This window comes from Sphingomonas sp. Leaf231 (genome assembly GCF_001421995.1).
Lineage (GTDB): Bacteria > Pseudomonadota > Alphaproteobacteria > Sphingomonadales > Sphingomonadaceae > Sphingomonas.
Map to the genome: position 1 here is coordinate 740262 of NZ_LMLS01000002.1, position 25698 is coordinate 765959.

The 25698-nt window shown below is 66.6% G+C and carries 22 protein-coding genes and 1 tRNA gene; 6 read left to right on the top strand and 17 right to left on the bottom strand.

Translation table 11 applies throughout. The annotated features are described in order from the left end of the window. Nucleotides 1-168: 168 nt before the first annotated feature. From poxB to ASE95_RS09790, 3 genes are all read right to left on the bottom strand, one after another. Nucleotides 169-1893: a ubiquinone-dependent pyruvate dehydrogenase gene (poxB, locus tag ASE95_RS09780; protein ID WP_056636157.1), complete on the bottom strand. Its 1725-nt coding sequence runs from the start codon at nt 1891-1893 to the stop codon at nt 169-171. 139 nt (nt 1894-2032) lie between these two features. Continuing rightward, entirely contained in the window at nt 2033-3403 is a 1371-nt protein-coding gene (locus ASE95_RS09785) for an aldehyde dehydrogenase family protein (protein ID WP_056635069.1), read from the bottom strand. Continuing rightward, nucleotides 3400-4527: a zinc-dependent alcohol dehydrogenase family protein gene (locus ASE95_RS09790; protein ID WP_056636159.1), complete on the bottom strand. Its 1128-nt coding sequence runs from the start codon at nt 4525-4527 to the stop codon at nt 3400-3402. The genes ASE95_RS09785 and ASE95_RS09790 overlap by 4 nt, the downstream gene beginning before the upstream one ends. 139 nt (nt 4528-4666) lie before the next feature. On the opposite strand from ASE95_RS09790, the gene ASE95_RS09795 reads away from it, so the two are divergent. Continuing rightward, a complete protein-coding gene (locus tag ASE95_RS09795; protein WP_056635071.1) occupies nt 4667-5128 on the top strand; it encodes an acyl-CoA thioesterase in 462 nt (153 codons plus the stop codon). Here ASE95_RS09795 and ASE95_RS09800 read toward each other — a convergent pair whose 3' ends face one another. Continuing rightward, nucleotides 5129-7318, bottom strand: a complete 2190-nt coding sequence (locus tag ASE95_RS09800) for a GH92 family glycosyl hydrolase (RefSeq protein ID WP_056635075.1) — start codon at nt 7316-7318, stop codon at nt 5129-5131. Between the two features lie 113 nt (nt 7319-7431). Continuing rightward, complete coding sequence (locus ASE95_RS09805) at nt 7432-10443, bottom strand: TonB-dependent receptor (protein ID WP_056635078.1); 3012 nt, start codon at nt 10441-10443, stop codon at nt 7432-7434. 128 nt (nt 10444-10571) lie between these two features. Here ASE95_RS09805 and ASE95_RS09810 point away from each other — a divergent pair, with 128 nt between their 5' ends. Next, a complete protein-coding gene (locus ASE95_RS09810) occupies nt 10572-11357 on the top strand; it encodes a FadR/GntR family transcriptional regulator (RefSeq protein WP_327196712.1) in 786 nt (261 codons plus the stop codon). Between the two features lie 93 nt (nt 11358-11450). On the opposite strand, the gene ASE95_RS09815 is transcribed toward ASE95_RS09810, so the two are convergent. The 7 genes from ASE95_RS09815 to ASE95_RS09840 all read right to left on the bottom strand — a co-directional run bounded on the left by ASE95_RS09815 (nt 11451) and on the right by ASE95_RS09840 (nt 15174). After that, a tRNA-Phe gene (locus ASE95_RS09815) sits at nt 11451-11526 on the bottom strand. 30 nt (nt 11527-11556) lie between these two features. Then, nucleotides 11557-11730, bottom strand: coding sequence for a DNA gyrase inhibitor YacG (locus ASE95_RS17270; protein WP_082450034.1), 174 nt, complete (start codon nt 11728-11730; stop codon nt 11557-11559). Then, entirely contained in the window at nt 11727-12653 is a 927-nt protein-coding gene (locus tag ASE95_RS09820; RefSeq protein WP_056635087.1) for a ribonuclease, read from the bottom strand. Before ASE95_RS09820 ends, ASE95_RS17270 begins: the two co-directional genes overlap by 4 nt. Continuing rightward, complete coding sequence (locus ASE95_RS09825) at nt 12646-13215, bottom strand: Maf family protein (RefSeq protein ID WP_056636163.1); 570 nt, start codon at nt 13213-13215, stop codon at nt 12646-12648. Before ASE95_RS09825 ends, ASE95_RS09820 begins: the two co-directional genes overlap by 8 nt. A 37-nt stretch (nt 13216-13252) precedes the next feature. Next, complete coding sequence (gene infA / locus ASE95_RS09830) at nt 13253-13498, bottom strand: translation initiation factor IF-1 (RefSeq protein WP_022685627.1); 246 nt, start codon at nt 13496-13498, stop codon at nt 13253-13255. 205 nt (nt 13499-13703) lie between these two features. Then, complete coding sequence (locus ASE95_RS09835) at nt 13704-14078, bottom strand: response regulator (protein ID WP_056636165.1); 375 nt, start codon at nt 14076-14078, stop codon at nt 13704-13706. An 88-nt stretch (nt 14079-14166) separates the two neighbouring features. Beyond that, nucleotides 14167-15174, bottom strand: a complete 1008-nt coding sequence (locus ASE95_RS09840) for an SDR family oxidoreductase (RefSeq protein WP_056635089.1) — start codon at nt 15172-15174, stop codon at nt 14167-14169. Between the two features lie 203 nt (nt 15175-15377). On the opposite strand from ASE95_RS09840, the gene ASE95_RS09845 reads away from it, so the two are divergent. Both ASE95_RS09845 and ASE95_RS09850 read left to right on the top strand, forming a co-directional pair. Next, nucleotides 15378-17219, top strand: a complete 1842-nt coding sequence (locus ASE95_RS09845) for a M61 family metallopeptidase (protein WP_200918785.1) — start codon at nt 15378-15380, stop codon at nt 17217-17219. Between the two features lie 66 nt (nt 17220-17285). Next, nucleotides 17286-20390, top strand: coding sequence for a PAS domain-containing protein (locus ASE95_RS09850; protein WP_235528259.1), 3105 nt, complete (start codon nt 17286-17288; stop codon nt 20388-20390). Nucleotides 20391-20405: 15 nt separating this feature from the next. Here ASE95_RS09850 and ASE95_RS09855 read toward each other — a convergent pair whose 3' ends face one another. The 5 genes from ASE95_RS09855 to ASE95_RS09875 form a co-directional block, all read right to left on the bottom strand. Further along, nucleotides 20406-21557 (bottom strand): saccharopine dehydrogenase family protein, encoded by a 1152-nt coding sequence (locus tag ASE95_RS09855; protein WP_056635093.1) that lies wholly within the window; start codon nt 21555-21557, stop codon nt 20406-20408. Nucleotides 21558-21563: 6 nt separating this feature from the next. Then, entirely contained in the window at nt 21564-21896 is a 333-nt protein-coding gene (locus ASE95_RS09860; protein WP_056635095.1) for a hypothetical protein, read from the bottom strand. A 45-nt stretch (nt 21897-21941) separates the two neighbouring features. Continuing rightward, the gene (locus ASE95_RS09865; RefSeq protein WP_056635096.1) at nt 21942-22148 is read right to left on the bottom strand and encodes a hypothetical protein; all 207 of its coding nucleotides are present in this window, start codon (nt 22146-22148) and stop codon (nt 21942-21944) included. Nucleotides 22149-22237: 89 nt separating this feature from the next. After that, nucleotides 22238-22969, bottom strand: a complete 732-nt coding sequence (locus tag ASE95_RS09870; protein WP_056635097.1) for a phosphocholine cytidylyltransferase family protein — start codon at nt 22967-22969, stop codon at nt 22238-22240. 13 nt (nt 22970-22982) lie between these two features. Continuing rightward, nucleotides 22983-24089 carry an inositol-3-phosphate synthase gene (locus ASE95_RS09875; protein ID WP_056635099.1) on the bottom strand — a complete coding sequence of 369 codons (1107 nt, stop codon included), beginning with the start codon at nt 24087-24089 and terminating at the stop codon, nt 22983-22985. Between ASE95_RS09875 and ASE95_RS09880 the strand changes: the two genes are divergently transcribed. Both ASE95_RS09880 and ASE95_RS09885 read left to right on the top strand, forming a co-directional pair. After that, nucleotides 23982-25088 carry a CDP-alcohol phosphatidyltransferase family protein gene (locus tag ASE95_RS09880; protein ID WP_156347962.1) on the top strand — a complete coding sequence of 369 codons (1107 nt, stop codon included), beginning with the start codon at nt 23982-23984 and terminating at the stop codon, nt 25086-25088. The genes ASE95_RS09875 and ASE95_RS09880 overlap by 108 nt on opposite strands. Before the next feature lie 64 nt (nt 25089-25152). After that, nucleotides 25153-25695, top strand: a complete 543-nt coding sequence (locus tag ASE95_RS09885) for a superoxide dismutase family protein (protein WP_056635102.1) — start codon at nt 25153-25155, stop codon at nt 25693-25695. Nucleotides 25696-25698: the final 3 nt, after the last annotated feature.

Sequence of the window (25698 nt, forward strand, 5' to 3'; positions counted from 1 at the left end):
CTTGGTTCGGCGACGTAACGGGCGGGCGCGATTCTTGTTCAGCGCCGTAGAAAATCAGCGCGCGTCGTCGGGCAAGCTGTTCGTCACGATGCCATCGGGACGGATTGCCCGTGCTCCTCGATCGGTCCGGCGCACCGTTCCAGTCGCGCGTGCCCGTCACGCCGCTGTTCACCGAAAGAGATTGGCCTTCGCCAGCTCGATCACCTCGTCTCCGCGACCGCTCAATACCGCGCGGGCGGCGTACAGGCTGAAGCCCTTTGCCTGCTCAGCCTGGATCCTGGGTGGCATGACGAGTTCCAGCCCCTCCGTCACCACATCGACAAGCGCGGGGCCGTCGTGGGCGAAGGCATCGCGCAACGCCTGCTCCAGCGTGTCCGAGCGGGTGACGCGTGCGCCGAAATACCCCATTTCGCGCGCGATCGCCGCGAAGTCCGGATTGCGGAGCGACACGTTGGTGTCGACATATCCCGCCGCTTTCTGCTCCATCTCGACGAAGCCAAGCGTCGAATTGTTGAAGACGACGATCTTGATCGGCAGCTGCATCTGCACCGCGGTCAGCATGTCTCCCATCAGCATCGCCAGACCGCCATCGCCCGACAGAGACACGACCTGACGCCCGGCGAACGCGCCTTGCGCACCCAGGGCCTGCGGCAGGGCATTCGCCATCGAGCCATGATTGAACGAGCCGATCAGGCGCCGCTTGCCGTTCATCGTCAGATAACGCGCGGCCCAGACGGCGGGTGTCCCGACGTCCGCCGTGAAGACCGCGTCCGCCGCCGCGATCCGGTCGACCATCGTCGCGACGAACTGCGGGTGAAGCGGCTTGTCACCGGCGCGAGGGGTGGCGAGATCATCGAGTCCCTGACGGGCATCGCGATAGTGCGCGCGCGCCTTGTCGAGGAACGCGCCGTCCCGCGCGGCCGCGATCAGCGGCAGCAGCCCGCGCGCGCATTCGCCGACGTCGGCCACCACACCCAGGTCGAGCGAAACGCGCCGCCCCAGCGCGCCGGGATCGCGGTCCACCTGAACGACCTTCGCCTTTTCCGGGTAGAAGTTGCGATACGGGAAGTCGGTGCCGAGCATCAGCAGCGTGTCGCATTCCATCATCGCGTGATAGCCCGACGAAAAGCCGATCAATCCGGTCATGCCGACGTCATAGGGATTGTCGTATTCGATCCACTCCTTGCCGCGATAGGCGTGAACGATCGGGGCCTTCAGCGCGGCGGCCAGCGCCACCACCTCGTCATGCGCGCCCGCGGTGCCCGCGCCGCACAGCAGCGTGACCGCCTTCGATCCGTTGACCAGATCGGCGATCTGCCGCAGCGTCGCCTCGTCGGGCAGCAGGCGTGGTGCCGCCAGGGCCGGGAAAGGCACCGCGCGCGTGTCGGGCGCATCCTGCAAGGCGACGTCGCCCGGGATCACCAGCACCGCGACGCCGCGCTGACCGATCGCGGTGCGGATCGCGCGATGGAGTATCTCCGGCATCTGCCGCGCGTCCTGCACCATCTCGCAGAAATGGCTGCATTCGCGGAACAGCTCGGTCGGATGGGTTTCCTGAAAGTAGTTCAGTCCGATCTCGCTCGACGGGATATGCGCCGCGATCGCCAGCACCGGGACGTGGTTGCGGTGGCAATCGAACAGACCGTTGATGAGGTGCAGGTTGCCCGGACCGCAACTGCCCGCGCACACCGCGAGCTTGCCGGTCACCGCCGCTTCCGCGCCCGCGGCGAACGCGCCGGCCTCCTCGTTGCGGACATGCATCCACGCGATCTCTCCCGAGCGACGCATGCTGTCGTTGAAGGCGTTCAGGCTGTCGCCCGTCACGCCCCAGATGCGCTCCACCCCGGCCTCGACCAGCGTATCGTTCAGAAGATCGGCGATCGTCTTGCTCATCGTTCCGGCATCCATGGTTGTCGCAGGCCGACGGGGCCCGAGCATGGACGTGCAACGCATCGGCGGTAATTAGCGCCCGATCAAAATGCGTATGAGCGATTGCAGACGCTGCAGCTGCGATCCCTTCGGCGACGCCGTCTCATCGCGTCCAGATCAGCTTCGCGTTCGCGAATTCCCGCGGGCCGAATGTCGATAGCTCCCGGCCGTAGCCCGATTTGCCGACACCGCCGATCGGCACGCGCGGGTCGGAGGCGGAGATGCCGTTGACGAACACCGCTCCCGCCCGGATGCGGCGCGCCAGACGGTCGGCGCGTGCCCGGTCACTGCTCCACAACGCAGCCGACAGGCCGTAATCCGTTGCGTTGGCCAGCGATATGGCGTGATCGGCATCGTTCGCGCGAAGGATGGCCGCGACGGGACCGAACAATTCCTCGCACCCGGCCGCCATCGCCGTGGTGACGTCGGCGAGCACCGTCGGCGCATAATAATGACCCGGCCCGGGCAGCGCCGCGCCGCCCAGCAGCAGCCGCGCGCCGGCGGCGATGCTGGATTGTACGTGGCGGTGCAGTTCGTCGCGCCCGCGTGCGCGCGCCAGCGGGCCGATGAAGGTGGATTCGTCCGCGGGGTCACCGACCACCAGCGCGGCGGTCAGCTCGACCACGCGCGCGGTGAAGGCGTCCAGCACCGACGCCTCGACGATCAGCCGCTTGGCGGCGATGCACACCTGCCCCGTGTTCAGGAAGCGCGAACGCACCGCCGCCTGGGCCGCGGCCTCCACATCGGCATCGGCGAGCACGACGAAGGGATCGATCCCGCCGAGTTCCAGCACCGACTTCTTCAGGTGCCGCCCCGCCTCGGCGGCGATGGCCGCGCCCGCCGCGACCCCGGCGGTGACGGTGACCGCGGCGACGCGGCGGTCGGCGATGACGGCGGCTATGTCGTCCTGCGCCACCGGCAAGTGCGTGAACGCGCCGGCATCGATGCCGGCCGCGTCGATCGCCTCCGCCAGCGCGGCGGCACAGCCCAGCACGTTGTCGGCGTGTTTCAGCACGAAACCGTTGCCCGCCAGCAGGATCGGCACGGCGGCGCGCAGCACCTGCCACAGCGGGAAGTTCCACGGCATGACCGCGAACACCGGGCCGATCGGTTGCCACACCAACATGGCGACGCCGTCGTCCTCGACCGGCAGCACCTCGTCTGCGAGCATCGCCGCGCCGTTGGCGGCATACCAGTCGCAGAGGCCGGCGCACTTCTCGACCTCGCCGCGTGCCTGCACGATCGGCTTGCCCATTTCGGCGACGATCAAGGCGGCCAGCGCCTCGGCGCGCGCGCGCAATAGCTGCGCCAGCGTTCGCAGCCGGTCCGCGCGGTGTGCGACAGGCCGTTCGCGCCACGCGGTCCAGCCGACCCAGGCGTGCTCCAGCGCGGCATCGATCGCAGCACCGGTCAACAGCGCATGTTCGGCGATGATGGCGCCCGTGGCGGGGTTGGTCGAGAAAACGCGCGTCATACGTCGAACCTTATGATCTGGCGTACCGCGCGACCGGCATGGAGGTCGTCGAAGCCGCGGTTGATGTCTTGCAGCGACAGATAGCCGGTGACCAGTCGATCGACCGGCAAGCGCCCGGCGCGATACAGCGCGATGTAGCGCGGTATGTCACGCGTCGGCACGCAGGTGCCGATGTAGCTGCCCTTCAGGGTGCGTTCCTCCGCCACCAGCGCGACGATGTTGACCGCCAGTGCGGCGTCGGCGGGCGGCAGCCCGGCGGTGACGGTCGTCCCGCCGCGCCGGGTCATCGCGACCGCACTTTCCAGTGCGCGCACCGATCCCGCCATCTCGATCACCACGTCGCACCCGCCGCTGGTCAGGGCGTGCACCTGCTGCGCTGCCTCCGGACCGGCCAGGATGGTTGCGGTCGCGCCGAGATCGCGGGCGAGCGACAGCTTGTCTTCCATCAGGTCGACGGCGATCACCTGCGCCGCCCCGGCCGCTATCGCGCCGAGCACCGCCGCCAGCCCGACGCCACCCAGCCCGACCACCGCGACGCTTTGTCCCGCAGTGACCTTCGCCGTGTTCACCACCGCGCCGACCCCGGTCAGCACCGCGCAGCCGAACAGCGCCGCCTCGTGCAGCGGCAGATCGCGGTCGACCCGGACCAGCGAGCGGCGCGAAACCACCGCGTGGCTGGCGAAGGCGGAGCATCCGAGGTGATGGTGGACGGTGCCGTCCGCATCGTGCAGCCGCGTGCCGCCCGACAGCAATGTCCCGGCGCCGTTCGCCGCGGCACCGGGGCCGCACAACGCCGGTCGACCCTCCGCGCATGAAAGGCAGTGGCCGCAACTCGGCATGAACACCATGACGACATGATCGCCGATCGCCAGATCATCCACGTCGGAACCCAGCGCCGCGACGATGCCGGCCGCTTCATGGCCCAGGGCCATCGGTATCGGCCGGGCACGATCGCCGTTGATGACCGACAGATCGGAATGGCACAGGCCCGCCGCGGCGATCCGCACCAGCACCTCGCCCGCACGGGGCGGGTCGAGTTCCAGCGTCTCGATCCGAAGCGGGCGGCTGTCGTCATACGGAAGCGGCGCGCCACGCTGGCGCAGGACGGCGGCCTCGATCTTCATGGATGGTTCGATCCTGTTCGCGGTGGCATGCAGGGTACATAATGTGTCGCGCCCCGTCGCGATCCCGCAAGCGCGCCAGGCATGTGTTCGACGTCGCTTCGGATCGCGGCGACCGGCGGCCAGGACGAACGGGACGATCATGACACGCGAGACACTTCTGCCGCGAAGCGCCTATCCATGGTGGCAGCCGATCGTCACGCGGTGGAGCGACAACGATGCCTACGGCCACGTCAACAACGCGATCTACTATCACTGGTTTGACACCGCAGTGAACAACTGGCTGATCGCGGCAGGGCTATTGGACGTCGCCCACGGTGACCCCATCGGACTGGTGGTGGAAACGCGGTGCCGGTACGCGCGGTCGATCACCTATCCCGAACCGGTCGAGATCGGAATGGTGCTGGACCGGCTGGGCACGTCGAGCGTGACGTACCGGCTGGGCGCTTTCGTGGCGGATGGGACGGAAGCCGCGGCCGAGGCGCTGTTCACCCACGTCTGCGTCGACCGTGTGACGCGCCGGCCGGTGCCACTGCCCGGTACGTGGCGGGACCGGCTGGAAACGCTTGCCCCGGTTGCGCCGAAAATCAGCGATCCTTGGTGATCAGGGGGTCGTTCTGCCCCAGCGGGTCGGTTGGTCGGACACGGTCAGCGACAAGGTGCCGCCCGCGGTGATGTCGGACTGGCGCAGGAAGGGAGCGGTTAGCGGACGTCCGTTCAGCGTGGCCGCCGCGATGTAGATCCGGCCCGGTTTCCAGTTTCGGGTGACGATCGTGAAGCGTCGCCCCGCGGGTCCGGTGATCGTGCCGCGTGGTTGATGGGGCGCGTGGAGATAATATCGGTCGCTCGCCAGCTTCGGAAACAGTCCCAGCCGGTTGAACACATAATGCGAGCTCATCGCGCCATTGTCCTCGTCGCCGGGATAGGCATTGGCGGTGAACCGACGGAAGATGCGATCGGCCCAGTAACTGGCGAGATCGGGGCGGCCGACCTCGCTGAACAGCCACGGCGTGGCGAAACTCGGTTCGTTCGTGATGTCGATCAGCCCGGTGTCCAGCGCGTGGCGCAACCGTTCGGTGAAGCGCGCCTGGCCGCCCATCATCTCCACCATAGCGGGTATGTCGTGGAGCATCGCATAGGAATATACCCATGCCGTGCCCTCGTAGAAGCCGACATTGTCGTACTTCTTGCCATCCCAGCCGATCTTGGGATCGAGTGCCTGAAAGCGGCCATCGGCGTGGCGCGGGATGATGAAGCCGGTGAAGCCGTCGCTGGCAGCGGTTGGGTTCCAGACGTTGCGCCAGCTTCGCGAGCGCTCGATCAGCGCGGCGGCGTCCTTCGTCGCGCCGATCGCGGCGGCCAGCCGGGCGGCATAGAAGTCGTTGAGCGCGAAGGCCGGGGTCGACGACCCGGAGCGCGCGCGCTGGTTATCGGGTTCCGGGCTGCGATCACCGACCGCGAACCAGCCCTGCACCAGATAGCGCGGACGACGTTCCTCTTGCGCGTTGTGGAGCGCGACCCGCGCCGCGCTGTTCCAGTCGATGCCGGGCACGCCGCGGATCAGCGCCTCGCCCAGCACGTTGTCGACTTCATCGCCGCCCTGGCCGACATGATAATTGCGCCCGGCGACGAAAGTGGTGTGCGCCGCGCCATAACGCTCGAAGGTGCGAACGATCGAGGCGATGTTGTCGCGATAGATGCCGGGGCGGAGCAACGACATCAGCGGAAAGCCGGTCCGATAGGTGTCCCACAGCGTGTAGTAATCGTCCCAATGCGCCGTCGATCGCTCCTCGACCGGCTGGTCACGGCTGCGGTCGCGTGGCTGGATCGCGCTATGATAGAGCGCGGTGTAGAAACGGCGCTTGTCCGCGTCGCCCACACCGTCGATCGTGGCGCGGGCAAGCTCGCGGTTCCAGTCCGCCTGTGCGCCACGGCGAACGGCGTCGTAATCCCAGCCGGGAATGTCTTCCGCCAGCAATTCGGCGGCGCGCGCCGCGCTGGTGAACGAAACCGCGATCTTGAGTTTCACGGGCGTGTCAGGCGAGGCGTCGAACTGCCACCAGCCCGCCAGTCGGGTGTCGGCGGGCGCGGTCGCCCGTGTCGCGCCGGCGCGATCGTCCTTGCCGACGCGGACGCCCCAGCGGGTCGGGGCGCGATCGAGTTGCGCCGCGAACCAGATATCGACCTCGGCCGGGTTCCAGTAGCTGCGCGCGCGAACCCGCCCGGCGATGCGACCGTGGACGGGATCGAGCGTCAGGTCCGCGCCCGCGCTCGCCAGTTCGCCGCGGATCTTGCGGGTGACGTCGAACACCATCGTCGCGGGCTGACCGGCCGGATAGGTGAAACGATACATCGCGGCGAAGGGGGCAGGGGTCACCTCGGCGCGGATGCCGTAGCGGGTCAGCGTCACGGCATAGGCGTCGGCCGCCAGCCGCTCGTCCGCCTTGGGCGAGAGATGTCGCGCCTCGTCGAATACCGGCGCGCCGGTCTGCGGCGAGATCAGGAACGTGCCGTAACTGGTGCGCCCTCCCGACCCCTGCGTATGCAGTTGCGCGAACCCGCTGATCGGCGCGTCCTTGTCATAGCCGGCGTTGCTGCCGACCAGCGTCTGCGGGCTGGGGTGGATCGAGCCGGCGGGGCGGGTGGGGCCGGGCACGGTGTCACCCTGGTCGTCGTTGCCGGTGCCGATGCGCGGATCGACGTAGCGGAACAGGCCCGATCCGTCCGTGGACAGCGCGGCGGTCGCGGTCACCGACACCATCAGGCCGAGGGCGACGGTCGTGCTCGTCTTCATGCGCGCTCCTGCACTACATTTGTCGGACAGGCACATCATAGATGGCCGCCGTTTGAAACCACCAAGCGGCGACGCCTCCGCGGGGAAGCGTCGCCGGTCGCCCGGGGAGAGCCCTAGAAGGTCGCGCGCGCCGTGATCGTGAAGGTCCGACCGTCGTAATCCGCCCGCCGGATCAGCCGCGGATCATTCTCATATTCGATGCGGATGGCGTTGGTCAGATTGTAGGCATCGAACGACAGCGACACCGTCTCGGTCAGATTGGCGGACGCGGAGAGATCGAGCTGGCCGCGCGCCTTCACCTGCCGCGCCGCACCGGTGAACGTGCCCGCGGAGGCAAGGTCGTATTTGCTGCGGATGTTGTACACCAGCCGCAGGCCACCCTTGTCGGTTTCGTAATAACCGATGACGTTGGCATTGTGCTTCGACACGCCCGGCAGGGTGGCATCGGCACCGGTGGCGGTGCGTCCGCTGATGCTGGTGAAGGCATAATTGAAGCCGCCGCCGAGGTGGCGCAGCGCACCGGGCAGGAAGTCCAGCGACTGCTGCAGGTTGAATTCCACACCGCGCACGGTGATCGGATTTTCCTGGTTCTGGAAGCCGCTGGCGGTGACGAGGAAGGGCGTCGGCACCGCGCCGCCGGTGAAGATCTGGCTGCTTTCGCAACGATCGCCGTTGATGCGGAGCGTGCCGAGGCCCAGCGCGGTCCCGTCGGCCGGGCACAATTGCGCGGAGTCGGTGATCTGCCCGATCAGGCCGGTGATCCGCTTCTGGAATCCCGCCACCGAGATGATGCCGTTGGGCCGGTTGTACCATTCGAGCGACGCATCGAACGACGTCGAGTCATACGGGCGCAGATCGGGGCTGCCCAGCGTCACCGAATAGATGCCGTTGCTGGGATTGCCGACGATCGTGGTCGGCGAGAACTGCCGGGGCTGCGGGCGGACATAGGTGCGATAGGCCGCGCCGCGCAGCAGCAGCTTCTCGCTCAGATCGGCGACGATGATGAACGACGGCAGCAGCTTGCCATAGCGCTGGGTGTAGTTGTTGTTGCGGAAATCGGCCGGCGACCCGATCGTGCCCGTCAACGACAGACGGTCCAGGGAGTCGATCGAATTGCGCGCGTATTCATAACGCAGTCCGCCGTTGCCGCGGATGCGGATGCCCCCGATGTCGAACGCATATTTCGCCTGCGCATAGCCGGAGGCGACGTCGGTCTGGTTGGTGAAATTGTAGAGCGCGTAATTGTTATCGTTGTAGCGGATGTTGAATCCCGCGGGCGACAGCGCGCCGCCCGGATACAGCGTGACTGGCAGCAATTTCGACAGCGCGTAATCGTAGCGGGTCGACTGCCAGTTGGTGCTGTAATTGCCCAGCTTTCCGCCGAAGAAATCGTCGGCGACCGGTGCGGTCTGCACGAAGCTGCCGTCGATGTTCCGGGTTTGCAGGCCGAAGGCCTGCGTGCGGTACCCTTGCGAGATGAACTTGTTGTGTTCGAAGCGGAAGCCGGCCTGGATGCCGCTCAGTACGCTGTCCTGAAAGGTGCGCTCGACATCCCATTGATAGGCGAGGAGTTCGTTGGTGGCGTAGCTTTGCGTGCCGGTCAGCTGCAAGCGGTTGGTGCGTCCGGCGTTGGTCGGTGAATTGTAGAATTGCGTCGGATCGGCCACGCCGCCCCAGAACCAGTTCGGCACCGCGCTGGTGATGAGCGGATCGGGCGAGAGCACATAGCCGAAGTTGCCGACGTCGCCCGCGCCCGTGCGCAGCGTGCCGGCCGCGCCGTTACCGGCGGCGGTCTGCAAGCGGTCGAAATCGATCGACGTCTCTTCGGAGCGGTTGTTGGCCTTCGATGCGGTCAAGACGGTCGACAGCCGCCATGCGTCGTCGCTCCATTCCGCCTTGCCGTTGATCCCCCAGCTGCTCTGACGGATGCCGAGCCGGCGCGTCGACGATCGCGGATCGGCCGGGTTCGTGAAATCGAAGTCGGTCACGACGTAGCGGCCATCATCCAGCCGGATCGGGTCCGAACGCGGCGTCAGCACGCTGGTGTCGTTGTTTCCGACGATCGAGAGGTACTGCATCGTCTTGGGCAGACGTCGATCGGTGTAGAAGCCGGTCAGGCTGACGCGCGTCCGATCGTCCGGCTTCCATTCCGCGCCCGCCGCACCGGTGTAGAGATCGCCCGGATTGAGCCGCGAATATTGACGAAGCTGCGAATTGTAGAGGACGCCGGTCGTCGTGGTCGATCCGGTGCACGACGGGCAGGCGGCCGAACGCGCATAGTAACTGCCCAGCACCCCGGCATTGGCCTGCGCCTGGCCGGCGGAAAACGGCGAGTAGCTGTTGAACTGGACCGTGTCGCGGCGGAAATTCTCTTTCTTGTAGGCCAGGACGCCGAAGACGCCGAAGCTGTCGGAGAAATGATGATTGTAACCTACAGTTCCCGCGGGCGCGAACTTGTCGCCAAGCTGGTTGTATTCCAGCGCCGCCTTCACGAAGCCGCCTTCCTTGCGGCTGAGCGCGGGGGCGATCTGCAGATCGACGTTGCCCGACAGGCCGCCCGATTGTGCGTTGGCGAGCGGCGACTTGTCGATGACGATCGCGCTGAAGATGTCGGCGTTGAACGCACCCAGCGGTGCGGCTTCGGTCAGGATCGGCTCGGCGAAGGCCACGCCGTTCAGCGTCAGGCGCGCATATTCACCGGGCAAGCCGCGCAGGTTGATGGTGGCGTTGCGGCCTTCGGCTTCGCGGTTGATCTGCACGCCGGGAACGCGCTGCAACGCTTCGCCGACGTTCAGGTCGGGGAAGCGCCCGAGCCCGTCGGAGGAGATGCCGTCGGTGATCGCGATCTCGTTACGCTTCGACCGGATCGCGTCGGCATAGCTCTGCCGGAAACCGGTGACGACGATGTCGCCTTCGGGCTGCGGCAGCGCCTCCGGCTGCGATTGCGGATCCGCGGCGGTCGTCTGATCGGGGTTGGCGGGGGTCGCGACCGTGGGGGTCGCAGGATTTGCGACGGCCTGCGGCGCGGTCGAAGCCTGTTGCGCGAAAGCTGGCGTGCCGGCGAGCATCGTTGCGGCAAATAGTGTCGCGTCGAACGAACGACGCCGCGAAACGGCAAGACTCATTATCATCCCCTCCCCATCGAAGCATTGCGCTCCGTCATTTCGACTGTTCTGCAGCCCTTTTCTGAGATCGACCTGCTTTGCTATTGGCCGACCTATTGGTAAGGCCAATATGTCCGGATTGGCCTAATGTGTCAACAAATATGGATGGGAGAGGTAAGTGCATGAAACAGCGTCAAGAAAAGCTGTACCAGCGCATAGTCGCGGCGATCGGCGAGTCGATCGGAGCGGGCCGCTATACGATTGGTATGCGTTTGCCCGGCGAGCGTGAACTGGCCGAGGAGTTCGGTGTGAGCCGGCCGACAATCCGCGAGGCGATGATTGCGCTGGAAATTCATGGGCTTGTCGAGGCGCGTCATGGATCGGGCCTGTATGTGACTGCGCCGTCAGGCCAATTGCCTTCGCCGCGCGAACTGGATATCGGTGCGTTCGAGTTGATCGAGGCGCGTATCCTCTTCGAGGGCGAGGGGGCGGCGCTGGCGGCATCCGTGATCGACGACGAAGCGCTTGCGGAACTCGACGGGTTGCTGGAGCAGATGGCAGGCTGCGACCCCGCCACTCCCCAAGCGATGGAGATCGACCGGCATTTTCATCAACGAATCGCCGAGGCGACCGGCAACACCGTGATCGGCACGGTCGTGGAGACGCTATGGAGTTTGCGCGATCGCGCGCCGCTGAGCGCCCACATCTTCGCCGAGGCGCGTCGCGAGGGCGTGCATCCGCGGGTCGACGAACACCGTTCGATCGTCGAGGCATTGCGCGCCCGCGACGCCGATGCGGCCCGTCACGCGATGCGCGAGCATCTGAAACGGGTGGTCGATGATCTGTTGAACGCGACCGAAGTAGAAGCCTTGCGGCAGACGCAAAGTCGCATCGACGAACAACGCGACGCCGTTCGCCGCCGGTTGCATCCCTGAACCTACCCGCAATGACCGATCGCGGATCGTCCGGTAGGAGAGATGAAGGGCGACCTTGTCGGCCGGACCACTTCCAGCACTTAGTGGGGGAAGTGGTGCCCAAGGGCGGGATCGAACCACCGACACTACGATTTTCAGTCGTATGCTCTACCAACTGAGCTACTTGGGCGCACCGCTTTTCAGCGGCGAGGCGCGTCCCCTAATCGGTGTCGGCGTGGCTGTCCAGCGATTCCGTGTCGATCGTTGCGCCGGGAAGGCGATACCCGTCGCTGAGCCATCTCAGCAGGTCGCGATCCTTGCAGCCGCGGCTGCAGAACGGGGTATGCGTGGGCGTCGCCGGTGCGGCGCAGATCGGGCAACGAGACTTGGTCATCGGTCGAAGATAGGGGCGCGGCCGGTGCGGCGCATCAGCGCGGCCATCCAGTCGTCGCGGGATTCGATCCGCTCGCGCACCGCCGACGGCAGCCGGAAGCGGTTGGATGCCCCGGGCGGCGTCCGTTCGATCATGCGCAGCGTGGCGCGCGCCGCCGCACTTGTCGCATCCTGCAGCAGTCGTTCAGGCAACGATGCCCGCGGCCGCGGACGGACGACTTGAAGAAAGCCGAAGCCGTTGACCGCAGTCCGCTCGAATGGTCCGGGAAGTTTGGCGTCGAGCGCGGCGGCGACGTCATTGCGCAACGCCTTGCCGCTGATGCTGGGAAAATCGATGCCGATCGATCCACCGATCGCATGGCGGCGGATCGCATGTGCCACCGCGACTGCGGCCCGCAGCGCCAGCACGTCGGTCGGCCCCTCACCGTCGACATCGAACAACGTCATGGCCGGGGTCGGCGTCATCCGTAATGCACCGCCTGAAAAGGCGATTTCACCGGTCTGCGCCTCTTCCATCACCTCGGACCAGCCGGCGGCTTCCAGCGCGTCAGCCTCGTGCGCGTGCAGCACGCGCACGGGATGAGCGGATCGGGTGATGCGGGCCAGCAGGTCGGGGCCGGGGGCGGGTTCCGCATCGACGGCCCGGCCGCGCGCGCGCTTGGCGCGTCCGGGTTCGGGTATTACCTCGCGGACGACCTCGATCGTCAGCGACGCCCCGAGCGTCACACCGGACGGTGCGCGATCGAGCAAGACTTCCTCGCCGTCGTCGAGCGTCGCGACCGATCGCTCGGTCAGCCGCGCGCGCGCGATCGTCCCGACGCGCAAGGTGCCGGGGAGTTCGATGCGGGCGGCGAGGATGTGATCGTCGTCGACCAGCGCTGCCCGCGCTTCGCCGATCCCGTCCTCGTAGAGCCATTCAGGCAAAGGACACGCCGCTCGCCAAAAGCAATGCGCGGGTTTCGAACAGCGGGAGGCCGACCACGCCGGAATGACTGCCGTGGAGGAAGCGCACGAACGCCTCGGCCCGGCCCTGGATCGCATATCCTCCGGCCTTGCCCAGGCCTTCGCCGCACGCGACGTAAGCGTCGATCTCGGCGGCGGACAGCGGCTTGAAGGCCACGATCGTATCTGCGAGGCGCGTGCGCACCGTGCCATCCGGTGCGATCGCGCAAACTGCGGACAAAGCGTGATGACGACGCCCGGACAGGGCGCGCAGCAACGCGCGCTGCACATCCTCGGTCCCGGCCGGCGGCAGGATGCGGCGACCGAGCGCGATCGTGGTGTCGCCCGCCAGCACCGCCTCGCCTGCGTCACGGGCGACTGCTTGCGCCTTTTGCGTGGCGAGACGCAGCGCATAGTCGCGCGGCACCTCACGCGGCTCCGGCGTTTCGTCGATATCGGGCGCGACGACGCGATCGGGCACGACGCCGATCCGCGTGAGCAGGTCACGGCGGCGCGGCGAGGAGGAGGCAAGGACGAGACGGATCATCGGAATGCGCCGGCGACCGGCCGGCGGTCCGTCGTCAGGATGGCCCGGGGCCGCCACGACCCGGCATGAAGCGATAGGTGATCCGCCCCTTGGTCAGGTCATATGGTGTCAGCTCAACCAGCACCTCGTCCCCGACCAGCACACGGATGCGATTCTTGCGCATCTTGCCGGCGGTATGGCCAAGGATTTCATGATCGTTCTCGAGCCGGACGCGGAACATCGCGTTGGGCAGCAGTTCAACCACCTGCCCGCGCATCTCGAGGAGTTCTTCTTTCGCCAAACGGTGTCTCTTTCGCGTTGAGTGCGCGCGGCCTTAGCCGAGAGAACGAAAAAAGGAAAGGCGCGCGACGCCGGGCGCCGTTGCGACGCCGTGATGTACCGCAGATAGGTCGGTCGGTCGCGCCGTGCAAGCCCACTGCAGCGATGCGCCGATCACCCGCGTCGATGGTACCGGGCGGACATCGGAACGGTCTGCCGGGGACCGCTCAGCCCGCCGCCAGCAATGTGTCGAGTTCGCGCGAGAGGCTGTCGAAGCGATACGGCTTGGCGAGGAAACGGCCGTCATCGGGTATGGCGTCGCGAGTCGGGTGCGTATCGCCCGAGGTCAGCAATATCCGGATCGCAGGCCAGCGTTCGTGGACGACCGCCGCCAGCCGCAGGCCGTCCATCGAGCCGGGCATCCGGATGTCCGTGAACAGCACCTTCACATCACGCCCACGCTCCAGCACATCGAGCGCCTCGTCGGCGGAGCCGGCCTCGATGACGCGGTAGCCCGCTTCCTCCAACGCGTCCGCCCCGATCATCCGGACGAACAATTCGTCTTCGACGATCAGCACCGTCGTGGCGTGAGCGCCGATCATGCCGCCGCCACGCATCGTTGGGTCGCGGCGATGGGCGGCCACGGTAAAGCGGCCGGGCGGTGCATCGATGCGCCTTTCGAAAAGGCGGTCACTGGTCTGCGCTTCGCTGACGAAGCCATGTCAATGCCGCGAGTCCGAGCGCAGCTCCTGTCACGGTCGCGGTGGCGAAGCGATGCCGGCCCACGGTTTCGTACACGCTGACCCGGCGGCCATGCTGGTCGGCCGACCGCTCGTGCCCGCCGTTCACCGGCGCGGCGAGGTTGTCATGCTGGCTTGCCGCGCGCGTGGGATCCCGAAGCCACGGCAGCAGCAACGGGCCGAGCCGGTCGAGCAGCGTGGGGAAGTGGAGTGCGCCCAGCACCTGCAAACGCCCCATTCCGCCGACCGTCACGTCGCGGCGACGATGTTGTGCGGCATCCAGAATCGCCTCGGCGACCAGTTCCGGCGCGTATACCGGTGGGGGCAGCAACGCGGCACCGCCGAGATGATTGGCCGCATGATCCGCGATCGGCGTGTCGATCCCGGCGGGCTTGATGAGCGTCACCGCCACGGGCAGGCGGTCGGCGATGATCTCGATCCGCAGCGAGTCGACATACCCCTTCACGGCATGCTTGCTGGCGGCGTAGGCGCCCATGCCGGGGGAGGGGATGTCGGACACGATCGAGCCGACCGTGATGATCGCACCGCCTTCGCGCTGGAGATGCTCGACGGCCGTCAGACACCCATGAACCGCACCGAAGTAATTGGTGCGCAATAGTTTCTCGTGCTCGTCCATCGGCGTGTCGAGCAGCTTGCCGTAGATCGCCACGCCCGCGGCGTTGACCCAGGTATCGATGCGGCCGAACCGCTCCACCGTCTTCGTTGCCGCACGTTGCATGTCGCGCAGGTCGCCGACGTCGCCAATCGCGAAATCCGCGCTGCCGCCGGAAGCCTCGATCTCACGCGCGACACCGGCCAGCGTCTCACCATCGCGCGCCACCAGCATCACCCTGGCACCACGGGACGCCGCCATCCGCGCGGTCACCAGCCCGATCCCGGAACTCGCCCCCGTGATGAGCATGACCTGGTCCGGCAGCGGTTTAAGCTTGAGGTTCACGGGACTTTTCCCTGCATGTCAGTTGCGTGAAAGGGAGAGAGGACGGGAATAACGCAATGTAAACCATTCCAATATCTGTCGATATTCCTTCTAGAACCCGCCGCGCCCGCATCGGTTCAAGCGATTGTACAGATTTGCTGACAGCATGGCGATTGTCGTTTGCCGGCCTGCGTGCTGGAAGGCGAAGCATGACGGAGATGGCGATGACGACATGGACCCGCGCGACCCGTGCAGCCGGTGCCGCAGGGTGGCTGATGCTGAGCGCATCCGCCGACGCACAAGGGGCGCGACAGGTGCGCTACGACCTGTCGTTTCCGGACGTGGCGCATCATCAGGCACGTATCGTGGCGACGTGGCGGGGCGTTCCGGCGGGGCCATTGCGCGTACAGATGGCACGATCCTCGCCCGGACGGTACGCGCTGCACGAGTTCGCCAAGAACGTCTATGCGGTGACGGCGACCGACGGGGCGGGACGTCCGCTGCCGCTGACCCGTAGCGACCCCTATGGCTGGAGCGTCACCGGGCACGACGGCACGGTCGTGGTCAGCTACACGTTGTTCGGCAATCGTGGCGACGGCACGTATGCGCAGATCGACGCGACCCATGCGCATCTCAATCCGCCTGCGACGCTGCTGTGGGCTGCCGGCTATGAAGCCGCGCCGGTCACGGTGCGGATCGTGCCTCCGGAACCCGGCTGGCGCGTTGCCACCCAACTTCCCCCCGTTCCCGGGATGACGGCCACGTTCAGTGCGCCGGATCTGCACTATCTGATGGACAGTCCGATCGAGGTCGGGCGTCACGAATTGCGTGAGTGGAGCGTCGGCGATGGCGGCGACAGCGCAACGATCCGGCTGGTCGTCCACCACCGTGGCACCCCCGCCGACGTCGACGTGCTTGCGGCGCAGGTCAGGCGATTGATCCCCCAACATCGGGCATTGTTCGGTGAATGGCCACGCTTCGACCATGGCAGCTACACCTTCCTCGCCGATTATCTGCCGCAGGTGTCGGGGGACGGGATGGAGCATCGCAACTCGACCGTCGTCAGCGGGCGCGCTCCGCTGGACGGCATCAACGCGCAGCAACTCGGCACCATCTCTCACGAATTTCTTCACGCCTGGAATGTCGAGCGATTGCGGCCGCGCGAGCTGGAACCGTTCGACTTCAGCCGCGCCAATGCCACGCCCTCGCTGTGGTTCGCGGAAGGGTTCACGAACTATTATGGACCGCTGATGCTGCGCCGTGCGGGGCTGACCGGCATCGACGACTGGCTGGGCGCGATGGGCACGACGCTCAACCAGGTGCTGTTGTCGCCGGCGCGGCGCAACGCCGGCCCGCAGGAGATGAGCCTGCGGGCACCGCTCGCCGACGCCGCTTCCCCAATCGATCAGGTCGGACCGGACGTCTATCTATCCTATTATCCTTACGGGCAGATCGTGGCGCTCGCCCTCGATCTGTCGATCCGTCAGCGTTTTCCCAGGCTGTCGCTCGACGATTACATGCGCCATCTGTGGCACCGCCACGGGCGAACCGAACAACCATATGGGGCCGACGATCTTCGTCATGCCCTTGGCAGCGTGACGGGTGACGTCGCCTTTGCCGATGCGTTCTTCGCTGCCTCCGTTCGTTGCAGCGCGTTACCGGATTTCGCGCCGTTGCTGGCGCAGGCCGGGCTCGTGCTGCGCCGTGCCGCGCCGACGCGGGGCTGGATAGGGGGCGAGGGAATCACGACGACGCCCGAGGGCGTGGCACTATCGACAGCACCCGTTGCGGGCTCTCCGCTCGACATTGCGGGACTGGACGGGAGTGATCGTTTGCTGACGATCGACGGCGCGCCGATTGCAGATGCCGCGGCGTGGCAGGCCGCGCTCGGCCGACTGACTCCCGGTGCGACGACGACGATCCGTTTCGCGCGTCACGGGGTGGAGCAACAGCGCAGCGTTCGTGCAGTGGCCGATCCGCGCGTGCAGGTCGTCCGCGCCGAGACGATCGGCCGGCGGCTCAGTGCGCGGCAGCGTGCGTTCCGCGCCCGATGGCTTAACGGCTAGTTAACCATTCGGCGTCAAGTTCCTGTCTTTGTGTCATTCATTGACACACAGTAGAGCAAGGTCGACATGCGCATCATGGCTCAGCGGCAATCGCGCAACGTCTCGCTCACGTCAGACCTGGAGGCGTTCATCGCCCACAGCACGGAGGCCGGCGAGTACGGCAGCGCCAGTGACGTCGTTTGTGCCGCATTGAAGCTGCTGCGCGATCAGCCGGCGCCCCCTGAAGCGCTGCGCGACTGGCCGATCGGTGGGGGCGAAACGGGCGGGATGATCCGCGACGGCGACTGGACCCATCACGCTTTGGGTCCGGTCGAACATTGGTCGGCAGCGCTGCGGGTGACGGCGGCGAACGTGGTCAACTCGCCGGTCGCGAAGGCCCTGATGTGGGGCCGTGAAGGCGTGATGCTGTACAATGACGCCTATCGGGAGGTTGCCGGAACGCGTCATCCCTGGATGTTCGGCAAGGGAGCTGCAACGGCGTTCCCGGAGATCTGGGACTGGAACCAGGCGATACTGGAGCGTGGTTTCGCCGGCGAGGTCGTCAGCTATCGCGATCAGCCGCTGACGTTGCTGCGCGACGGGCAACCGACCGAATTATATTTCGACCTGTTCTATACGCCTGTCACCGAAACCGACGGCTCGGTGGGTGGGGTGCTGTGCACGGTTCTCGACAACACCGCACGCCTGACGCTGGAGCGGCGATTGGCCGCGAGCGAGGCGGAGTTGCGCCTCGTGACGGATGCCTTGCCGTTGCTGGTGTCGTTCATCGATCGCGATCTCGTCTATCGCTACGCCAACCAATATTACTTCGAATGGTTCGGCATGAGTGCCGACGACGTGATCGGGCAGCACGCGCGCGACGTGATCGGGGAGGATAATTTCCGGCGACGGTTGCCGCTGATGGAGCGGGCGCTGGCCGGCGAAACGATCGTGGAGGATTCGACGCTGCGGCATGGCGACGGGTCGTGGCGTCGCGCCGACATACGATATCTGCCCCGACGCGACGCAGACGGCATCGTGGTCGGCTTTCAGGTGATCGTGCTCGACGTCGAGGATCGCGTCCTGCGTGAAGAAGCGCTGAATGCCAGCAACGCCAGGTTCCGCGCCGCGATGGAAGCGACCCACGGCGTCCTGTGGACCAACGATGCCGATGGACGGATGTCCGGCGAGCAGCTGGGCTGGGCGATGCTGACCGGGCAGACTCCGGAACAATATCAGGGCTATGGCTGGACGGATGCGGTGCACCCCGACGACGTGCAGCCGACCGTGGCAGCGTGGCAGCGTGCCGTCGCGACGAAATCCACCTTCGTGTTCGAGCATCGCGTGCGGCGCCATTGCGGGACGTGGCGGACGTTTGCGGTGCGTGCCGTCCCGCGCATCGACACGCACGGCGCCGTGGCCGAATGGGTCGGCGTCCACACCGACATCACGCACCAGCGCGTCGCGGAGGCGGCGTTGCGCGACCATGCCGGTCAGCTCGAACGTCAGGTTCGCCATCGGCAGCGCGCCGAAGAGCAGCTGCGACAGCTCAACGACACGCTGGAAGCGCGGGTGATCGCGGAGATCGCGTCGCGCAACGATGCGGAACGCAAGCTGGCGCAATCGCAGAAGATGGAGACGGTCGGCAAGCTGACCGGTGGCGTCGCGCACGATTTCAACAATCTGCTCCAGGTCGTCTCCGGCAACCTTCAGCTCCTGCATAAGGACGTGGCCGGCAACGATCGTGCGGAAGCGCGGGTCGCCAACGCGCTGGCGGGGGTGTCGCGCGGCGCGCGGCTGGCCGCGCAACTGCTGGCGTTCGGGCGGCGGCAGGCGCTGGAGCCCAAGGTCGTCAACGTCACCCGCTTCGTACAGGGCATGGACGACATGCTGCGCCGCGCGATCGGCGAGGGGATCGAGGTGGAAACGATCTTCGGTGGCGGATTGTGGAACACCTTCATCGATCCCGGCCAGATCGAGAACGCGCTGCTGAATCTTGCGATCAACGCGCGCGACGCGATGGACGGGCACGGAAGGCTGACCATCGAACTGGCCAACGCGCATCTGGACGACGATTATGCGCGCCGCCATGACGAGGTGCTTGCGGGACAATATGTGATGCTGGCGGTAAGCGACACCGGGTGCGGCATGGACCAGGAGATCGTTGCCCGGGTGTTCGAGCCGTTCTTCTCCACGAAGGCAGAGGGCAAGGGTTCGGGACTTGGCCTGTCGATGGTGTACGGGTTCGTCAAGCAATCCGGCGGGCACGTGAACATCTATTCGGAGCCAGGGCACGGGACGACGATCCGCCTCTATCTGCCCCGTGCAATGGAGAGCGAGGACGTCGAGGTCGTGCCGGATACCGGACCGATCACCGGCGGAAACGAGACGGTGCTGGTGGTCGAGGACGATGACGAGGTCCGTGCCACCGTCGTCGAGATGCTGGGTGACCTCGGTTATCGTGTGCTGAAGGCGGTCGATGCGCAGAGCGCGCTGAACGTGGTCGAAAGCGGCATCGCGATCGACCTGCTGTTCACCGATGTGGTGATGCCCGGTACGCTCAAGAGCCCGGAGCTGGCGCGCAAGGCCCGGCAGCGCCTGCCCGATATCGCGGTGCTGTTCACCTCAGGCTATACCGAGAACTCGATCGTCCATGGCGGGCGGCTGGACGCGGGCGTCGAGTTGCTGTCCAAGCCGTACACGCGCGAGGCGCTGGCGTGGAAGATCCGCCACGTGCTGGCCAACCAGGGTCAACGCCAACGCGCCGCCGTGCCGCATTCAGGATCTGTCGCCCGGCCGGTCGAGCCGACAGGCGATCGCCGTACCGTCCTGCTCGTAGAGGACGATGCATTGATCCGCGGTGCGACGGCCGAGGTCTTGCAGGAGGCGGGGCACGTGGTCGTCGATGCCGCCAGCGCCGAGGAAGCGATGGCGGCGCTGCAAACCGCGTTGATCGACGTTCTGGTCACCGATGTGCATCTGCCCGGATCATCGGGGCTGGAACTCGCGGCACGTGCAGCCGAACTGCGTCCCGGTATCCGCATCGTGGTGGCGAGCGGCGACATCGGCGCGGTCGAGGGCAAGTTGCCGGGCGCATATCTGCTGGCCAAGCCATATGGCGCGCGCGACGTGCTGGCTGCGGTGGTGGATGTTCCCCGACGCACAATTACCCGGGAGGACGAGCGCAGCTGACGCCGCCGGCGGCGACTATCCGGCGGTGAACGTCATGCCCGCATGCGCGACCAGCCGGTCGCGCAGCGACGTGCCCATCAAGGCACCGGGCGTCCAGATGCCGCCCTCGCCCTGCACGTCGCGGATCAGGCACAGGGCACTTTCGGCCAGCATCCGGGACGTACAGCCATAGCCGGGATCGCTGTCACCGGTCACGACGGTGTCGAGCCGGGAGCCGTCCGGCATCAAGCCGGCGAAGAGGATGTCGAAATGACCGGCGTCGCGCTCCGCCCTGGATGGACCCTCGCCGGGCTTGGGCCCCTTGTCTCCGGCAAACGGGTTAAGCTTCGCCATCGCCTCCGCCGCTGCCTTGCCGAGATCGCCAAGGCCGGTCACCACCATCTCGTCATACACCAGATCGCCCCACGACTGTCCGAGCAGGAAATTGGTGCGATGGACGTTCTTGGTATTGATCGGAGCCATGATGAACGGCGCCACCCACGCCTGAAGCGTGGCGTCGTATTCGGGAAGCAGTCCGGCCGGCTGGTGCGGACCGGCGTGCCCGGGGGTGAGCGCGAACGGATCGGTGAGCAGCCCCAGCAATGACGGCTGGCGCGCCGCCGCGGCCAGCGTCGCCTTGAGGCTGGCCACGGTGCCGCCCGAGAAGCCGCCCTTCACGCGGCGCACCCGCGCCTTTACTCGCGGCACCGGCTGTCCGAACCGCGCCACCGCCGCTTCCTGTAGGGTGAGTACGCCAAGGTCGAACGGGATCGAGTCGAAGCCACAGGAGAAGACGATCCGGGCCCCGCTGCGCTTCGCCTCGTCATGATGGGCGTCGATCATCAACCGCATCCAGCCAGGCTCGCCGCACAAATCGACATACGCCGTTCCGGTTTCGGCACAGGCGGCGATCAGCGCGCTGCCGTGCAGCTGATACGGGCCGACCGTGCTGATGACGACACGCGTCCGGCTGCACATATCCCGCAACGCGCGGGCATCATCGCTGTCTGCGACAAGAAGGGGAACATCCACGCCAAGCGCTTCACGCACCTTCGCAAGTTTCGCAGCGGAGCGACCGGCGAGCGCCCAGCGAGCCTGGCCGTCGTACCGGCTGGCGATATATTCGGCGACCAGACCTCCGGTAAAGCCGGTCGCGCCGAACAGCACGATGTCGAAGTCGTCCGCCATGTCGCGTCAGCGCTGCTTCGTCGAACCGGCACCCGTCAGCGGCATACCATCACCGCCGGTGCGGTCGTCGTCGGGATCCTCTCCCTCATGTCCGCCGCCCGCGCTTGCGCCGCTGCCGTGCACCGCACCCGTTTCGGGATCGAACGACGCCCGTCGCCCGCTGTCAGGCGTGGAGGACGCCTGATCGGGCACTTGCGAGCGTCGCGGCGACACCGAGCCGGACGGCTCCTGTTCACCCATCCGCCGCTCGTCATCGAGCGTATACTCCTGGCCGAAGGTGCCCGTGTCTTTATCGAAGGGGGGCGGCGGGTTTTGCGGGGGCGCTGAGGAGTTGGTCATGCCGCTTCAACGCGGTACGGCTCCTCACGATCCCGCAAGCGCGGGTCAGCGGGGCGTGGGCTGACTGGCGGGATGCTGCTCGGCGGCCAGCGCCATCGCCCGCGCCGTGCCGGTAGCCGGCTTGACCTTCGCGGCCTCTGCCTGGCGACCAAGCGTCAGGTACAGCACGCCGGCGATCAACAGGCAGATCACCAGCAATGCCGGCCAACCCGCGATGCTGTGGCGGACGACGTGGGGATGGTCGTTGGTCATGGGATCGCGCTCCGACGAGGAATTCGTTCGGGGTGCAATAGCCGATCCGTCGTGCGTGTTCCCGGCTGCGGAGTTAAGATTTGTTGCTGTCAGGCCGCGCGCGGGTGGGCGCTTTGCCGGGCCACGGCGGCTTCCGCCTGCGCAAGTGCGCGAGGATCGTCCACGTCGAGCCACCACGCCGTGCCGATGTCGACGACGCGCGCGCCCCGCGCAGCCGCAAGCGTCTCCACGCCCGCCGAAATCGAAACCGGTCCGCCGGCCGTGACCGCTGCGCGCAACGCATCGTGGAAGCGAGCATCGACAGCGAAGACGCCGGTGTCGTAGCAATCATAGTCAGGCAGATGCTTGCCGATCGCAACGATACGATCGCCGTCGGTGCGGACGCGCGTGACGTCGTCCAGATCGACCAGAGGATTGTCGAGCCGGCGATCGATGCCGAGGGTCAGCGCCGCTTCGGGAGCGGCGATGACGCGAGCCACCAAAACAGGATCGATCAGGTGATCCGCCATCATCAACAAATGACGGCGCGGGCCGATCGTCGCCGCGCCCGTCAGCACCGAATGGCCGTTCGGCAACGACCAGTCGGCGGTTCGCACGCAGCGGACCGGTACGCCGATCGTCGCAGCGGCCATCGCAAGATGACGTTCCAGCCGATCCGCTTCATGACCCGTGACAACGGTGACCCCGTCGACACCGCCAGCGACGGCGGCGCGCAGCACGCGCTCGATCAACGGCACGCCGTTCACCAGCGTGAGCGGCTTGGAAGGGGACACCTCGCGCAGCCGGCTGCCATAGCCGGCTGCGACGATCAGCGCGTGCAAGGTCGTGTCGCCCTTACTCGGCGGCGAGACGCGTGTCGGCGTGGATGAACTCGTTCGTCATCGCCGCCGCCACGTCGTCGGTCACCTGCTGCGGGGGATGCTTGCAGAAGAATGCCGACGGGCCTTCCAGTGCGCCACCGATGCCGCGCTCCATGCCCAGCTTCACACAACGGATCGCGTCGACGACCACGGCCGCCGAGTTCGGCGAGTCCTCGACCGAAAGGCGCAGCTCCAGGTTCATCGGCACGCCGCCGAACAGGTCGCCTTCAAGCCGCAGGAAGCACAGCTTGTTGTCGCCCAGCCACGGAATGTAGTCCGACGGACCGACGTGGATGTTCTCGTCCGCCAGCCGCTCGGCGATCACCGCCTGCACGGCCTCGGTCTTCGATTCCTTCTTGCTCGCCAAACGGTTGCGATCGAGCATGTTCATGAAATCGGTGTTGCCGCCGGTGTTCAGCTGGTAGGTGTGATCGATCGTCACGCCGCGCTGGCCGAACAGGTTGCTGAGCACGCGGTGGACGATCGTCGCACCGACCTGCGCCTTCACGTCGTCGCCGATGATCGGCAGGCCGGCGTCGGCGAACTTCTTCTCCCACTCCGGACGCGACGCGATGAACACGGGCATGCAGTTGACGACGCCGAGGCCAGCCTCAAGCGCGCATTCCATGTAGAATTCGGTCGCCTCCTGGCTGCCGACCGGCAGGAAGTTGACCAGGATCTCTGCGCCGGTACGCTTCAGTTCGGCGATGATCTCCGCCTTTTCGGCGTCGCGCGTGTCGTTGATCTCGAACCCGCGATCGTTGGCCGCTGTCAGCATGTGCGGCGCAACGCCGTCCAGCTTGGCGCCCATCTTCACGATCGTGCCGGTCTTCGGCACGTCGGCGTGGAAAACCTTCGTGCAGTTCGGCTTGGCGAAGATCGCCTCGCCCAGATCGAGCCCGACCTTGCGCGAATCGACGTCGAAGGCCGCCACGAAGTCCAGATCACCGACCTTGTAGCCGCCGATATCCTCGTGAATCAGGCCCGCGGCGGTGTTGCTGCCGGCGTAATGGTATTTGCCCTGCACGAGACTGCTCGCGCAATTGCCCACACCGATAACCGCCACCTTGATCGTCGCCATTCTACCCCACTTGCCGACGCATGGCCGGACGAAAGTCAAAAACGTTGCCGCTTCGTGACAGATACGATGCATCTGTCAAGCGAGCCGATGGCCTGTATAGGCGCACCGAAGCAATCTCGCGAGGGACGCGTGAACGAATCTGAACCGGCTGTGGCGGGAAAGCCGCGAGAGTTACAAGGCTTTCTAAATCGTACTCTTTATCATCCGCTGGCCCATGTGCTGGCGCGCGCGCTGGTGCCGACTCCGGTAACGCCGAACATGGTTTCGGTGGCCGGGGCCGTGTTGGTGATGGCGACGGCGGTGCTCTACGCATGGATCGCGACTCCCGCCGCGATCGCGTTCGGCTTTTTCCTGCACTGCGCCTGGCACGTGGTGGACGGGGCGGACGGCGCGCTGGCCCGCATGTCGGGACGCGCGTCGCCATCTGGCGAGATCGTCGACGGCCTGTGCGATTATGCCGGTCATGGCGTCCTCTATCTGCTGCTCGCGGCTTCGATGGACGACCGGATCGGGTGGGTCGCCTGGCCGATTGCATTCGCCGCGGGGTTCAGTCGGGCGGTGCAGTCAGTGTTCTCGGAAAGTCAGCGAAGAACCTACCAATGGTGGGCGTACAATACGCCGTGGCTGCAGAACGCCCGTTCCGACGGACGCGGCATCGGCATCGCCCTGTCGAACCTGTACCTGAACGTGTGGCACGCGCTGTCCCGGCCGACGCAGGTCGTCAACGCGCTGGTCGCCAGTGCCGAAGCCGATCCGCCGGAACGACGGCGGATCGCGGAGATCGCGCGGCAGGTCGGGTCGCGTGCGCTGCCGCTGCTGGCGGTGCTGGGCGCGAATCCACGTACCATCCTTCTCGGACTGAGCATGATCGCGGGCACGCCGCTGTGGTTCTTCCTGATCGAGATCGTCGTGCTGAACGTCGCGCTGGTGATGGCGATCATGCAAGCCGCGTTTCTGGGCAAGCGCATCGCGCGTCTGATCGCGAGCAGCCATCGATGATCGCCGGAACCCGCCGAAGGCGCGGCGGGTTGCTGGAGAGATAGACATGGGAGGAGCACGAACGATGCGACGGATGGTGATGATGGCGGGTGCCGGGCTTCTTGGCCTGTCGCTGGCCGGGTGCAACGACGAGGGCAAGATAGCGACGGGTACCCCCGTGGCCGGCGGGGCGAGCGCGACCGCGATGCTGGCGACCGCCAGCGGCGGGTCGGCGGGTCGCGCCACCGCGACCGAGGTGGCGGGCGGCGTGCGCTTCACCGTCGATGCCAGCGCCATGCCGCCGGGCACCCACGGTGCGCACGTGCATATGGTCGGGCGCTGCGACGCCCCGGACTTCGCCACGGCGGGCGGGCACTGGAACCCGACCCAGGCCAAGCATGGTGCGATGAACCCGCAAGGGCCGCATCACGGCGATCTTCCCAATCTGGTGATCGGCAACGACGGCCGCGGCACCGTCGGTGCGACCATACCGGGCGCGACGTTGGCCGGAATGCTGGACGCGGACGGCGCGGCGATGGTGATCCATGCCCAGGCCGACGATCTGAAAACCGATCCCAGCGGCAATTCCGGCGGGCGCATCGCGTGCGGGGTGTTCCAGCCCGCCTGAGCG

What these genes read in the sequence shown, in the direction of transcription:
- poxB (WP_056636157.1), bottom strand. Translation starts at nt 1,893, where the DNA reads ATGAGCAAGACGATCGCCGATCTTCTGAACGATACGCTGGTCGAGGCC.
- ASE95_RS09785 (WP_056635069.1), bottom strand. Translation starts at nt 3,403, where the DNA reads ATGACGCGCGTTTTCTCGACCAACCCCGCCACGGGCGCCATCATCGCC.
- ASE95_RS09790 (WP_056636159.1), bottom strand. Translation starts at nt 4,527, where the DNA reads ATGAAGATCGAGGCCGCCGTCCTGCGCCAGCGTGGCGCGCCGCTTCCG.
- ASE95_RS09795 (WP_056635071.1), top strand. Translation starts at nt 4,667, where the DNA reads ATGACACGCGAGACACTTCTGCCGCGAAGCGCCTATCCATGGTGGCAG.
- ASE95_RS09800 (WP_056635075.1), bottom strand. Translation starts at nt 7,318, where the DNA reads ATGAAGACGAGCACGACCGTCGCCCTCGGCCTGATGGTGTCGGTGACC.
- ASE95_RS09805 (WP_056635078.1), bottom strand. Translation starts at nt 10,443, where the DNA reads ATGAGTCTTGCCGTTTCGCGGCGTCGTTCGTTCGACGCGACACTATTT.
- ASE95_RS17270 (WP_082450034.1), bottom strand. Translation starts at nt 11,730, where the DNA reads ATGACCAAGTCTCGTTGCCCGATCTGCGCCGCACCGGCGACGCCCACG.
- ASE95_RS09835 (WP_056636165.1), bottom strand. Translation starts at nt 14,078, where the DNA reads ATGATCGGCGCTCACGCCACGACGGTGCTGATCGTCGAAGACGAATTG.
- ASE95_RS09845 (WP_200918785.1), top strand. Translation starts at nt 15,378, where the DNA reads ATGACGACATGGACCCGCGCGACCCGTGCAGCCGGTGCCGCAGGGTGG.
- ASE95_RS09850 (WP_235528259.1), top strand. Translation starts at nt 17,286, where the DNA reads ATGCGCATCATGGCTCAGCGGCAATCGCGCAACGTCTCGCTCACGTCA.
- ASE95_RS09855 (WP_056635093.1), bottom strand. Translation starts at nt 21,557, where the DNA reads ATGGCGGACGACTTCGACATCGTGCTGTTCGGCGCGACCGGCTTTACC.
- ASE95_RS09860 (WP_056635095.1), bottom strand. Translation starts at nt 21,896, where the DNA reads ATGACCAACTCCTCAGCGCCCCCGCAAAACCCGCCGCCCCCCTTCGAT.
- ASE95_RS09865 (WP_056635096.1), bottom strand. Translation starts at nt 22,148, where the DNA reads ATGACCAACGACCATCCCCACGTCGTCCGCCACAGCATCGCGGGTTGG.
- ASE95_RS09875 (WP_056635099.1), bottom strand. Translation starts at nt 24,089, where the DNA reads ATGGCGACGATCAAGGTGGCGGTTATCGGTGTGGGCAATTGCGCGAGC.
- ASE95_RS09885 (WP_056635102.1), top strand. Translation starts at nt 25,153, where the DNA reads ATGCGACGGATGGTGATGATGGCGGGTGCCGGGCTTCTTGGCCTGTCG.